This window comes from Vibrio profundi (assembly GCF_005281835.1).
In the GTDB taxonomy this organism is placed as follows: Bacteria; Pseudomonadota; Gammaproteobacteria; order Enterobacterales; family Vibrionaceae; genus Vibrio; species Vibrio profundi.
In genome coordinates this window covers 35,584-48,335 of the sequence record NZ_RZIS01000001.1, presented here as the reverse complement: position 1 = coordinate 48,335, position 12,752 = coordinate 35,584, and the positions used below count along the sequence as shown (strand labels likewise).

Sequence of the window (12,752 nt, the reverse complement as noted above, 5' to 3'; positions counted from 1 at the left end):
TACTATCTACTACCTTTAAGCCAATTCGCCAGACACTAACGGAACAAAACGAACCATCTCAACTAAGGTCGATAGATATTCATCTCCCTGACGAACTATCTTAAGTAATTGTTGCTCTTCATCACCCACAGGGATCAACATTCTTCCGCCATCGCTTAACTGCGCCAACAGTGCCTGAGGTATGGAGTCTGCAGCAGCCGTTACGATGATTGCATCAAACGGCCCTTTTGATTCCCACCCGAGCCAGCCATCTGCATGCTTGGTCGAAATGTTGTAGAAATCGAGCTGCTTTAAACGTCGCTTGGCATCCCATTGTAAGGATTTAATTCTTTCAACTGAGTAAACGTGATCGACCAACTGCGCCAGTACCGCCGTTTGATATCCAGATCCCGTACCAATCTCTAACACTCGGCTGTGCTGCTCAAGTTCTAATAACTCGGTCATCTTCGCCACAATATAAGGTTGAGAAATAGTCTGCCCCTGCCCGATAGGTAGCGCATTATTATCATACGCTTGATGGAGCATAGCTTGGGAAAGAAAGCTTTCCCTCGGTAAACGAAAAATGGCATCCAGCACTTTTTGGTCACGAATACCGCTTTCAATCAAAAAACCAATAAGGCGCTCAGCTTGCGGATTACTCATCACTTGCTCCCCAGCCAATCATTCATCGCCCCTAAAGACTCATGTGCCGTTAGATCCACTTGCAGTGGTGTAATAGATACAAAGTGGTTTTCAACAGCGTAAAAATCCGTTCCTTTCCCAGCATCCTGCTCTTTTCCAGGAGGGCCTAACCAATATATCTCGTGGCCTCTCGGGTCTTTTTGCTTAATCATCGCTTCAGCATGATGCCTAGCCCCCAATCGAGTAACCTGAGTTCCGGCAAGTGCTTCATATTCAATATCCGGCACATTTACATTTATCAATCGATTCGTCGGGATCGGATTTAACAGGTGCTGCTCTACAATCTGGCGAGCAATCATGACTGCAGTATCAAAGTGAGCTTTGCCAGCTAGCGAGAATGCTATCGACTGTACACCTAGGAAATGCCCCTCCATTGCCGCCGCAACTGTTCCTGAATAAAGAACATCGTCCCCCAAATTAGCCCCATGATTAATACCACTGAGTACCAAATCAGGCATGTCATCTTTTAGCAATTCATTAAGCGCAAAGTGGACACAATCAGTCGGTGTACCCTGCACGGAATAAGTGTTTGCGGCTATTTTTTGCACTCTTAGCGGTTGCTCAAGCGTCAACGAGTTAGACGCTCCTGATCGGTTTCGATCAGGCGCAACTATTATCACCTCAGCAAGATCGCGCAACGCATCTGCTAACGCATGAATCCCTTCGGCATGAACACCGTCATCATTGCTGAGGAGTATCTTCATTTTGTTTCCTTTCACTGTATGTCTTTCTTTAGCTGTGCTTTATTATTAATTATATTGGCGCTCTACGTGCACTTCTTCCACTAATTCTCGGACGATAGCAGTGGCAAAACAACCTGCATCAAGCGAGAAGTTTAGCGTGACATTGTCTTCTTCCACCTTCCACGTCAATTGTTGCGGTTTCAAAGAAGCAATACGGCGCTCATGGCGCATGCGGTTTCCGCGAATTAGTGCCATAAGGTCAGGTTCAGCGTCTAGATGTTTTTGCTCAATAGCCAGAGCATCGCCCGTAGTCGGTAGCGCATTATCACCAGCCATAGCAACAGAAACATGAGCTTCACCATCGACAATCTTCTGATTGATATCTGACAGGTTACCTTCATTTACTTGAACTTGTGTGTCACCGACAAAAGCGATGTCACCCTCTACGACCTGACTGAATAATGCTTGCTCAATACGCTCAGACAAAATTAGGTTAAATATCCAAGAGCGAGCCGCCGACAAATACAAACTGCGTTTATTTTGGTTACGAGTACGAACGTTATCACGTCCCCAGCGACGAGCTTCAGTTAGGTTGTTGCCTTCATTACCAAAACGTTGAGCACCGAAGTAGTTTGGCACCCCAACTTCCGCAATACGCTCTAATCGATTAACTACATCCGCCGTATCCGACACTTCTGACAAAGTAATTTCAAATTGGTTGCCAACTAAATCACCTGGACGCAACTTTTTGTTGTGTCGATCCGTCGCCAATATCTCTATGCTAGGATATTGCGCCAAGAACGCACTAAAGTCCGGTGTATCGCCTTTAGGTAAATGAACACTTAGCCATTGTTCTGTCACAGCATGACGATCTTTCAGCCCTGCCCAGCTCACATCCTTTGATTTAACACCGCAAGCTTTCGCTAATTCGTTGGCCACAAAGCTCGTGTTTTCACCCGTTTTACGAATGCGTACCATTAGATGCTCACCAGAGCCCGTAAATTCGAAGCCTAAATCTTCGACCACAACAAAGTGTTCCGCTTTCGCTTTCAGTTTAGCTGTTGCTGTAGGCTGACCATTTAGGTACGCCAAAGGTGATAAAATATCTGACATTATGTTCTTTTCTTTTAGGTGCTTATGCACTTTTAGTGATGAGGACCACCGCTTCACACGCGATGCCCTCTTTACGTCCCGTAAAACCTAAACGCTCAGTTGTCGTTGCTTTCACGTTCACATTCTCAACCGAAGTCTCTAGATCTTCAGCAATGGCACGACACATACCTTCGATATGTGGGGCCATTTTCGGTGCTTGCGCCATAATGGTTACATCAGCGTTGCCAATCACATAACCTTGTGCTTTTACTCGACGATACACATCTTTCAAAAGTTCTCGGCTATCTGCACCTTTCCATTCATCGTCCGTATCAGGGAAATGACGGCCAATATCACCAGCTGCAATTGCACCCAATAGCGCATCGCATAATGCATGCAACGCAACGTCCCCATCAGAGTGAGCTATCAGCCCTTGCTCATAGGGGATAGCAACGCCACCAATGATTACTGGGCCTTCTCCACCAAATTTGTGTACATCAAAACCATGGCCAATACGAATCATTGTTCTTCCTTATTTTGACTTAAGTAAAACTCAGCCAAGGCGAGATCTTCTGGCTGAGTGATTTTAAAGTTATCTGAACGCCCTGCGACTAATAGCGGCGATTCACCTCGCCATTCCATTGCAGACGCTTCGTCGGTAATAGCGACCTTATTTTCTAAGGCTTGAATTAGGGCACTGCATAACGCTTCGCTACGAAACATTTGTGGTGTCAACGCATGCCATAAATTCTCGCGTTCAACGGTGTTTTTAATACCGCGTTGATCTCCACGCTTCATTGTATCGCGAACAGGGGAAGCTAAAATCGCACCAACTGAATGCGGTAATGCCGCTTCAATTAACTTATCAATATCGGATGCCTGCAAGCATGGACGCGCGGCATCATGAACCATGACCCACTCACTCATATTATGTTCACTCACATATTTTAATGCAGATAAAACAGAGTCAGCGCGTTCATTACCACCCGAGACGCGAACAACATCTAAATCACGAGCGATACCCAATTCAGGGAAATAAGGATCACCATCACTCACCGCCACAATCACTTTTTCAATACTAGGGTGAGCAAGCAGCTTTTCCACTGTATGCTCTAAAATTGTCTTTGATTGAATGGAGAGATATTGTTTAGGGCGATCTGCTTTCATGCGACTGCCGACACCGGCTGCCGGTACGATAGCCACTACTTTCTGAAGTTGTTGCTGCATTTAATTGGATTCCTCGCCGATAATGCGATAGAACGTTTCTCCATCTTTAACCATACCCAGTTCATGACGAGCTCTCTCTTCAATGGCATCAAGCCCCTGTCTCAAGTCGTCAATCTCTGCGAACATTTCAGCATTTCGAGTGTGAAGTTTTTCATTCACTTGCTGCTGAACTTCTATTTCATTCTGCACAGCGTAATAGTCGGAGATACCATTTTTCCCCAACCACAGCGTATATTGCAGCCAACCAAATAGCATAATCAGAGCTAAAGCAAAAATTCGCATAACACCTGTCGTACGTATAAAAATAAGAAACTGAAATTAGCTCCATATATACCATAATGCGCTAATTGGTGCGAGAAGTGTGGGAGTTGCAGTCATTCTAAGCTTAGAGGAGCTGTCCCTTACTATCTGAAGAGTTAATCTATTTAGAGGAAGACTTAGCCGAATAAAATTAGAAAAGCATTAGAGCTTCTAGCCGCATTTATTTACCAGCATAAACGAGGTGTTCGAAGCTTAGATTAACAATTCGCTAAGAATTATTGACCTTTAACTTCTTTAAGGCAGCTTTCGCTGTAAAAAGGAGGAGCTTTAGAATCTAGAGTTTCTTTTACTCAGTTTTCGACAGACAAAAAAATGCCCCGCAAAGGCGAGGCATTTAAAGCGTTAGCTAAACTTATTCAGTTAAAAATTAAGACCTTTAACTTCTTTAAGACTGCTTTCGTTGTAAAAAAGGAGCTTTAGAACCTAGAGCTTCTTTCTCTCAGTTTTCGACAGACAAAAAATGCCCCGCGAAGGCGAGGCATTTAAAGCGTTAGTTAAACTTATTCAGTTAAGAATTAAGCTTGACCTTTAGCTTCTTTAAGACCGCTTTCGTTGTAAAAAGGAGGAGCTTTAGGACCTAGAGCTTCTTTCACTCAATTTTCGACGGACAAAAAATGCCCCGCAAAAGCGAGGCATTTAAAGCGTTAGCTAAACTTATTCAGTTGAGAGTTAAGACCTTTAACTTTTTTAAGACCGCTTTCGTTGTAAAAAGAGGGGGAGCTTTAAAACCCAAAGCTTCTGCCACTCAATTTTCGACAGACAAAAAAATGCCCCGCAAAGCGAGGCATTTAAAGCGTTAGTTAAACTTATTCAGTTAAGAATTAAGCTTGACCTTTAACTTCTTTAAGACCGTTGTAAGGAGCTTTAGAACCTAGAGCTTCTTCGATACGGATAAGTTGGTTGTACTTAGCTACACGGTCAGAACGGCTCATAGAACCAGTCTTGATTTGGCCTGCAGCAGTACCTACCGCTAGATCAGCGATAGTTGCATCTTCAGTTTCGCCAGAACGGTGAGAGATTACAGCTGTGTAACCTGCATCTTTAGCCATCTTGATTGCAGCTAGAGTCTCAGTTAGAGAACCGATTTGGTTGAACTTGATAAGGATAGAGTTAGCTACGCCTTTCTCGATACCTTCAGCAAGGATCTTAGTGTTAGTAACGAATAGATCGTCACCTACTAGTTGAAGCTTGTCACCTAGTAGTTCAGTTTGGTGCTTGAAGCCATCCCAATCTGACTCGTCAAGACCATCTTCGATAGAAACGATTGGGAAGTTGTTCGCTAGCTCAGCTAGGTAATGGTTGAACTCTTCAGAAGAGAAAGTCTTACCTTCGCCTTTCATGTTGTAGATGCCAGCTTCTTTGTCGAAGAACTCAGATGCAGCACAGTCCATAGCTAGAGTAACGTCTTTACCTAGTTCATAACCAGCAGCTGCAACAGCTTCTGCGATAACTTCTAGAGCTTCAGCGTTAGACTTAAGGTTAGGAGCGAAACCACCTTCGTCACCAACTGCAGTGCTGTAGCCTTTAGACTTAAGAACTTTAGCTAGGTTGTGGAATACTTCAGCACCTACACGTAGAGCTTCTTTAAGAGTCTTAGCACCAACTGGTTGGATCATGAACTCTTGGATGTCAACGTTGTTATCAGCGTGCTCACCACCGTTGATGATGTTCATCATTGGTAGAGGCATAGAGAACTGACCAGCAGTACCGTTTAGCTCAGCGATGTGCTCGTATAGAGGCATGCCTTTAGCTGCAGCAGCAGCTTTAGCGTTCGCTAGAGAAACAGCTAGGATAGCGTTAGCACCGAACTGAGACTTGTTGTCAGTACCGTCTAGGTCGATCATAACTTGGTCAACGTCAGCTTGAGCTTTAGCGTCTTTACCAACTAGAGCTTCAGCGATTGCGCCGTTTACAGCTTCAACAGCTTTAAGAACACCTTTACCTAGGAAACGTGCTTTGTCGCCGTCACGTAGCTCAAGAGCTTCGCGAGAACCAGTAGATGCGCCAGATGGAGCAGCAGCCATACCTACGAAACCGCCTTCTAGGTGTACTTCAGCTTCTACTGTTGGGTTACCACGTGAATCGATGATTTCACGACCTAGAACTTTAACGATCTTAGACATTGAATGTTTCCTTCTCGTTGAATATATAAATGTCAAATTTAAAGGTAGCAGCACAACTTACGCTACTACCTGTATTCCTTTTACTTCTCTAATTCGCCGCGCTGGAATTCGCCAGCTGCTTTAACGAAACCTGCAAACAATGGGTGACCATCGCGAGGTGTAGAAGTGAACTCTGGGTGGAATTGAGCAGCGACAAACCATGGGTGGTTTGGAATCTCAATAACTTCAACCAGCTTCTTGTCTGCAGAAAGGCCTGATACTTTTAGACCTGCTTTTTCAATTTGCGGACGAAGATTGTTGTTCACTTCGTAACGGTGACGGTGACGTTCATGGATCGTCGCGCTGCCGTATAATTCGTGAGCTTTAGTGCCTTTTGCAAGGTGGCAAAGCTGAGAGCCTAGACGCATAGTACCGCCAAGATCAGACTTTTCAGTACGTTCTTCAACTTTACCTTCGCCATCGATCCACTCAGTAATCAGACCAACAACTGGGTATTTAGTTTCTGAGCAGAATTCAGAAGAGTGTGCACCTTCCATTTTCGCTACGTTACGAGCGTACTCAATCAGAGCCACTTGCATACCCAGACAGATACCTAGGTAAGGTACTTTGTTTTCACGAGCGTATTGTGCAGCAAGGATCTTACCTTCTACACCACGATCGCCAAAGCCACCAGGTACCAAGATTGCATCTAGGCCTTCTAATACTTCTACGCCTTTTGACTCAACATCTTGTGAGTCTACGTATTTAATGTTTACGCTTAAACGGTTTTTCAAGCCAGCGTGCTTCAACGCTTCGTTAACAGATTTGTATGCGTCTGGTAGTTCAATGTACTTACCAACCATACCAATCGTTACTTCACCCGTTGGGTTCGCTTCTTCATAAATTACTTGTTCCCATTCAGACAGATCTGCTTCAGGAGCTGAAATGCCGAAACGCTTACATACAAGTTCATCAGTACCTTGAGCTTTAATAAGCTGAGGGATCTTGTAGATAGAGTCAACATCACGCATAGAAATAACAGCGTTTTCCTGAACATTACAGAACAATGCGATTTTTTTACGCTCATTCGCAGGAATGTTACGGTCTGAACGACAAACTAGAATGTCTGGCTGAATACCAATCGACAGAAGCTCTTTTACAGAGTGCTGCGTTGGTTTGGTTTTCACTTCGCCAGCCGCTGCTAGGTAAGGAACTAGAGTCAAGTGCATGAACATTGCACGCTCACGACCAAGTTCAACCGCTAGCTGACGGATCGCTTCCATGAATGGTAGAGATTCGATATCACCAACCGTACCACCAACTTCAACGATAGCAATGTCATGGCCTTCAGCACCTGAAATTACTCGCTCTTTGATTGAGTTAGTGATGTGAGGGATAACCTGGATTGTTGCACCTAGGTAATCACCACGACGCTCTTTCGCTAGAACGTCTGAGTAAACACGACCTGCTGTGAAGTTGTTACGCTTAGTCATCTTGGTGCGAATGAATCGCTCGTAGTGACCAAGGTCAAGGTCAGTTTCAGCGCCATCTTCCGTAACGAACACTTCACCGTGTTGAGTCGGGCTCATAGTGCCTGGATCAACGTTGATGTAAGGGTCAAGCTTCATCATAGTCACTTTAAGACCACGAGCTTCTAAAATAGCTGCAAGCGATGCCGCTGCAATACCTTTACCTAGAGAGGATACAACCCCGCCAGTAACAAAAATGTAATTTGTCGTCATGTTTAACCTGAAATTGGTTGAATGAGGGAAATGGACTACTTCTGGACGGGATGAAAATATACCAGAAGCCCTTTATCGCCACAACGTGAAACTTATCACAGTCGAAATTTTTATTTTTTGCTTCAAATCAATTCAGACCTAAAGGGTTGCTCTACTTTTCTCATCGGACTTCACTTCATCCCACATGGAATCAAGCTCTTGAAGCGAAAAATCTGTTAACTGCTTGCCACGTTTTTGAACTTTTTTCTCAACACCGTTAAATCGTCGCTGAAATTTTAAGTTCGCTTTATTCAGTGCCGTTTCCGGATTTTTACCTAAATGTCTCACTAAATTCACAGTCGCAAACAGCAAATCACCCAGTTCTTCCTCTACAAGCTCTTCATTGGGGGTAACTTGCAAAGCTTCTTCGAGTACTTCATCTACCTCTTCTAAAACTTTGTCGGCTACAGGCCCAATCGAGCCCCAATCAAAACCATATTGAGCGCACTTCTTTTGAATTTTGTTTGCTCGAGACAAGGCTGGTAGCGATTTCGGTATTGAGTCTAGGATACTTTCATCTGTTTTTCCTGCTTGAGCTTTTTCCTTGGCTTTTTCAGCTTCCCAGTTCGCATTAATTTCTTCATCACTGGCAAATTCTGTATCAGAAAATACGTGCGGGTGACGACGTGTCAGCTTCTCATTAATGCCATCAACCACATCCGAGAATTCAAACAGCCCCTGCTCTTTCGCTAACTGGCTGTAAAAAATCACCTGAAACAGCAGATCACCTAACTCTTCTTGTAAATTTGGCCAATCTTTGTTGTGAATCGCATCCACCACCTCGTAGGTTTCTTCGATCGTATACGGAACAATAGTTTCAAAATTTTGTTTTAAATCCCAAGGACAGCCACCTTCTGGATCGCGCAGCTTAGCCATAATCTGTTCAAGTTGTTCAATCGGGTGATTCATCGTTTTCTTCCTATTCACTGTCTTTGATTTTTAATTTAAAACTTTTACTGAAACTAAAAAAGGTGAGCAGCCAAAACCACTCACCTTTGTTGATATTGTCTAAACCATTGAAACTGTGGCTAGGCGACAAGCAAACGAGACTCCTGAACATAGCTTGCCTATATGATGAGCCTGTGCCAGCACTCCGGAGTGCGCGCAGACAGCACACAACGCCACCAGCTTCAAGTATGACGAGAATTTTAGCCTAAGCGTTTAACCGACATAACATCTTTGATCTGCTCAACTCGGCTCGATACACGGCTCAATACTTCAATGTTAGTTAACTCAAGATCGAAATCCATCACTGACATTTGTCGCTTGTAATCCGTGCGGCTTTTCATCGTTGTCACTTTAATTTTCTCATTCGAGAACAGAGACGTAATGTCTTTCAAAAGCCCGCTACGCTCTAATGCTTCAACACGAAGTGTCAGAATATAAGAGCCGACAAAACCACTGCCCCAAACGGTATCAATAATACGTTCTGGCGCATGATGACTTAGCTCACTTAGCTGCTCACAGTCACCTCGGTGAACCGAGATGCCACGTCCTTGGGTAATATAACCTTTGATCACATCCCCAGGGATCGGTTGGCAACAACGCGCAAGGTGAGTCATTAAATTATCGACCCCTTCAACAACCACCGCATCTTTTTGAGGGCGGCTCTGCTGGGCGGGTTTGTTTTCCGTCTCTTGAAGCTTTTCTAAGGCTTTTTGGTCTTCTTCTTCCGCCGTCGGCTTATTCACCAATGCATTGATGTGATTGACGACTTGGTTGATACGTAGATCACCGCTGCCCACACCCGCATACAATTCGTCTGGGGTATTTACATTAAAGCGTTTCACTGCGTACTGGTCGGCATCTTTCAGCGTTGCGCCAATCTTGGCTAGCTCCGCTTCTAAGATCTCACGACCCGCTTCTAAGTTTTTCTCACGGCTTTGCTTACGGAACCACGCATTAATCTTGGCGCGAGCTCGGCCAGAATGAACAAAACCAAGTGTTGGGTTTAACCAGTCACGTGAAGGGTTTGGTTCTTTCTGAGTGATGATTTCAACTTGGTCGCCCATCGTCAGTTTATGGGTAAACGGAACGATTCGACCTGCCACTTTGGCACCGATACAACGGTGACCAACCATAGAATGAATGTGGTATGCAAAATCCAATGGCGTTGCCCCCATTGGTAAATCGACCACATCACCACGCGGCGTAAAGGCATAAACGCGATCATCAAACACTTGGCTTCGAACTTCATCCAGCATTTCGCCAGAATCTGACATCTCTTCTTGCCAATCTATCAGCTTACGTAGCCATGTGATCTTCTCGTCGTAACCGCTACGAGCTGCCGAGGCACCTTCTTTGTATTTCCAGTGCGCAGCAACACCCAGTTCCGAATCTTCATGCATTTGCTTGGTTCGGATCTGGATTTCAATGGTTTTGCCTTCTGGACCAAGTACAACAGTGTGAATCGATTGGTAACCATTCGGTTTTGGATTCGCGACATAATCGTCGAACTCACTTGGGAGGTGCTTGTATTTGGTGTGAACCACACCTAATGCTGCATAACAATCTTGTAATTGGTCTGCGATGATACGCACCGCACGCACGTCAAAAAGCTCATCAAACGCTAAGCTCTTCTTCTGCATTTTTCGCCAGATACTGTAGATATGCTTAGGACGTCCACTGACTTCAGCATTGATGCTTGAGCTGCCCATCTCTGAAGTTAAGTCATCGACAAAATCAGTAATGTATTGCTCACGGACAATACGGCGCTCAGATAGCTGCTTGGCAATCTGCTTGTATGTATCGGGCTGCTGGTAGCGGAATGCGTAATCTTCGATTTCCCATTTAAGTTGACCAATACCTAAACGGTTAGCCAGTGGTGCATAGATATTGGCACACTCTTTCGCTGCCGCTCTACGCACTTCATCGGGTGCTTTTTTCACTTCAATAAGGTTACAAATTCGCTCTGCTAGTTTGATAACCACGCAGCGGAAATCGTCGACCATCGCTAGTAACATGCGACGCACGTTATCCACTTGCCCAGAAGCAGCACTGCCTTCTAGGGTGACATTAAGCTGGCCAAGAGCGGCCATTTCTTCAACGCCATCAATCAGCTTAATGATTTCTTTACCGTAGCTTTCTTCAAACAGTTCGCGTTCAAATGCACCACTAGAGACGACCGGAAACAGCTGCGCTGCAACCAGCGTTGCTTTGTCCATGGAAAGCGTCACCAAAATTTCGATCATTTCACGGCCACGCCATAACAATAGTGAAGCATGCTCATGATTCACCAATAGCTCTTCGCAATGGCGATAAACTTTGATCAGTTTATTCGATGTTTTGGCATCTTGATTAAGTGAGGTAATCCAACTCTCTAGCTCAAACTGTTCGCTTGGGTTTAAATGTGCGCTTCGTACCGCAACCATCTTTTCTTCCTAGTTCTTATGTTTACCCAATTCAGTATGACTAACCGATTCCAAGTTAGTTCTTCTCATACTGATGAAGATACGCTGCTTAGGTCGTATTTCTAAATCTATTTTTTAGCCTTGACGAATAGTGCCATAGACTCAAGATGACTGGTATGCGGGAACATATCCAACATGCCCAGTTTGGTTAGTTGATAACCTTGTTTCTTGAGGCTTTCACTGTCCCTAGCAAGGGTAGCAGGATTACATGAAACATAAACCACGCTGTGTGCCCCTAACGCAGAAATTTGATCTACGATACCACTTGCCCCCGCTCTTGCGGGATCCAGTAACACTTTGTCAAACTTTTCCCTTGCCCAAGGCTGTGAGGAAAGCGTTTCTTCTAAATTCGCTTGATAAAATTCAACGTTACTTAAGCCATTCACTTTAGCGTTGGCTGCCGCTTGTTGAACCATTTCGTCAACACCTTCAACGCCAACCACATGTTGTGCCTTTTTCGCCAGCGGTAAACTGAAATTCCCTAAACCACAAAATAAGTCGAGCACTCGCTCTCCTTCTGTTGGGTTTAACCACTCTATCGCTTGCGCCACCATCTTTTGGTTCACTTGCTGATTCACTTGAATGAAGTGACTTGGGGAAAATGGCAGTTTCACGCCTGTTTCGCTATAACTTGGCTCATCGCCAGCAAGTAGCACCAGCTTAGCATTCTCAGGCATGGAAAATAGCGTAGCATGATGAGCTAAAGCTAACTCAACTAGCGCTTGCTGATCTTTATCCGCTAATGTCTTCATGTGACGCAGAACAATCACAGGGCCAGTGTCGCTCAGCACCAATTCCACATGTCCTAAAGACGTAAGATTGCTGAAAGTGTTCAGTAAAGTTTTTAGCTTAGGCAGCAAAGCATTAAGGCTTGGTTCAAGGACTGCACAGTCAGTGATGTTTTCAATCTGCTTACTCTGCTTTTTCCGAAAGCCAAATTGAAGTTTGTTTGTCTTCTTATCGACAAACAAACTGATACGCGCGCGTCGGCGATAACCTTTTTCTTCTCCGGTCACAGCTTCTGCTTTCTCTGTCTCATCTGTGGTGTACAGATTCATCAGATGACTCAAAGATTGCCCTTTGTGCTCCAACTGAGAGGCATAATCCAGATGTTGAAGGTGACAACCACCACATTGATTAAAATGGGGGCAAAATGGTTCGATACGTTTATCGCTTGGCTTTAAAATTTTAATCAACTTAGCGCGTGCATATTTGCTTTTGCTTTCAGTCAACTGAACCACAACTTGCTCACCCGGTAATGCGCCATCAATAAAAACAGGCATCTTCCCCTGATGAGCGATACCAGCGCCATTGTGATCCATACGTTCAACCAATACCGATTGATGCTTGGTCTCGAATTGAGTTTTCTTTTTTGGTTGAAAAAAACGTGCCATTGCTTGTGCCTAAAATGCTGATCAAATTATTATTTTCAATCCAAGACTCACTATTCTGTCT

11 protein-coding genes are annotated in these 12,752 nt (G+C 44.5%); all 11 read right to left on the bottom strand.

All coding sequences use genetic code 11. From position 1 onward, the window contains the following. Positions 1 to 15: 15 nt before the first annotated feature. Complete coding sequence (locus ELZ11_RS00250; protein WP_137355374.1) at positions 16 to 642, bottom strand: protein-L-isoaspartate(D-aspartate) O-methyltransferase; 627 nt, start codon at positions 640 to 642, stop codon at positions 16 to 18. Beyond that, complete coding sequence (gene surE, locus ELZ11_RS00245) at positions 642 to 1,385, bottom strand: 5'/3'-nucleotidase SurE (protein ID WP_137355373.1); 744 nt, start codon at positions 1,383 to 1,385, stop codon at positions 642 to 644. Before surE ends, ELZ11_RS00250 begins: the two co-directional genes overlap by 1 nt. Positions 1,386 to 1,430: 45 nt before the next feature. Continuing rightward, positions 1,431 to 2,477: a tRNA pseudouridine(13) synthase TruD gene (gene truD, locus ELZ11_RS00240; protein WP_137355372.1), complete on the bottom strand. Its 1,047-nt coding sequence runs from the start codon at positions 2,475 to 2,477 to the stop codon at positions 1,431 to 1,433. A 22-nt stretch (positions 2,478 to 2,499) separates the two neighbouring features. Beyond that, complete coding sequence (ispF, locus tag ELZ11_RS00235) at positions 2,500 to 2,979, bottom strand: 2-C-methyl-D-erythritol 2,4-cyclodiphosphate synthase (RefSeq protein ID WP_137355371.1); 480 nt, start codon at positions 2,977 to 2,979, stop codon at positions 2,500 to 2,502. Further along, positions 2,976 to 3,683 (bottom strand): 2-C-methyl-D-erythritol 4-phosphate cytidylyltransferase, encoded by a 708-nt coding sequence (gene ispD / locus ELZ11_RS00230; RefSeq protein WP_137355370.1) that lies wholly within the window; start codon positions 3,681 to 3,683, stop codon positions 2,976 to 2,978. The genes ispF and ispD overlap by 4 nt, the downstream gene beginning before the upstream one ends. Then, positions 3,684 to 3,965, bottom strand: a complete 282-nt coding sequence (gene ftsB / locus ELZ11_RS00225) for a cell division protein FtsB (protein ID WP_137355369.1) — start codon at positions 3,963 to 3,965, stop codon at positions 3,684 to 3,686. A gap of 860 nt (positions 3,966 to 4,825) precedes the next feature. Continuing rightward, positions 4,826 to 6,127, bottom strand: coding sequence for a phosphopyruvate hydratase (eno, locus tag ELZ11_RS00220; protein ID WP_137355368.1), 1,302 nt, complete (start codon positions 6,125 to 6,127; stop codon positions 4,826 to 4,828). Between the two features lie 80 nt (positions 6,128 to 6,207). Next, complete coding sequence (locus ELZ11_RS00215; RefSeq protein WP_137355367.1) at positions 6,208 to 7,848, bottom strand: CTP synthase; 1,641 nt, start codon at positions 7,846 to 7,848, stop codon at positions 6,208 to 6,210. A gap of 138 nt (positions 7,849 to 7,986) precedes the next feature. Beyond that, complete coding sequence (gene mazG, locus ELZ11_RS00210; RefSeq protein WP_137355366.1) at positions 7,987 to 8,796, bottom strand: nucleoside triphosphate pyrophosphohydrolase; 810 nt, start codon at positions 8,794 to 8,796, stop codon at positions 7,987 to 7,989. Between the two features lie 239 nt (positions 8,797 to 9,035). Further along, positions 9,036 to 11,258 (bottom strand): GTP diphosphokinase, encoded by a 2,223-nt coding sequence (relA, locus tag ELZ11_RS00205; protein ID WP_137355365.1) that lies wholly within the window; start codon positions 11,256 to 11,258, stop codon positions 9,036 to 9,038. Positions 11,259 to 11,365: 107 nt separating this feature from the next. Then, the gene (gene rlmD, locus ELZ11_RS00200) at positions 11,366 to 12,691 is read right to left on the bottom strand and encodes a 23S rRNA (uracil(1939)-C(5))-methyltransferase RlmD (RefSeq protein ID WP_137355364.1); all 1,326 of its coding nucleotides are present in this window, start codon (positions 12,689 to 12,691) and stop codon (positions 11,366 to 11,368) included. Positions 12,692 to 12,752 lie beyond the last annotated feature (61 nt).

Bases quoted from the DNA above. Each gene is read 5' to 3' on its own strand.
- ispD (WP_137355370.1), bottom strand. From the start codon at position 3,683: ATGCAGCAACAACTTCAGAAAGTAGTGGCTATCGTACCGGCAGCCGGT.
- eno (WP_137355368.1), bottom strand. From the start codon at position 6,127: ATGTCTAAGATCGTTAAAGTTCTAGGTCGTGAAATCATCGATTCACGT.
- ELZ11_RS00250 (WP_137355374.1), bottom strand. From the start codon at position 642: ATGAGTAATCCGCAAGCTGAGCGCCTTATTGGTTTTTTGATTGAAAGC.
- ELZ11_RS00215 (WP_137355367.1), bottom strand. From the start codon at position 7,848: ATGACGACAAATTACATTTTTGTTACTGGCGGGGTTGTATCCTCTCTA.
- surE (WP_137355373.1), bottom strand. From the start codon at position 1,385: ATGAAGATACTCCTCAGCAATGATGACGGTGTTCATGCCGAAGGGATT.
- truD (WP_137355372.1), bottom strand. From the start codon at position 2,477: ATGTCAGATATTTTATCACCTTTGGCGTACCTAAATGGTCAGCCTACA.
- mazG (WP_137355366.1), bottom strand. From the start codon at position 8,796: ATGAATCACCCGATTGAACAACTTGAACAGATTATGGCTAAGCTGCGC.
- ispF (WP_137355371.1), bottom strand. From the start codon at position 2,979: ATGATTCGTATTGGCCATGGTTTTGATGTACACAAATTTGGTGGAGAA.
- relA (WP_137355365.1), bottom strand. From the start codon at position 11,258: ATGGTTGCGGTACGAAGCGCACATTTAAACCCAAGCGAACAGTTTGAG.
- rlmD (WP_137355364.1), bottom strand. From the start codon at position 12,691: ATGGCACGTTTTTTTCAACCAAAAAAGAAAACTCAATTCGAGACCAAG.
- ftsB (WP_137355369.1), bottom strand. From the start codon at position 3,965: ATGCGAATTTTTGCTTTAGCTCTGATTATGCTATTTGGTTGGCTGCAA.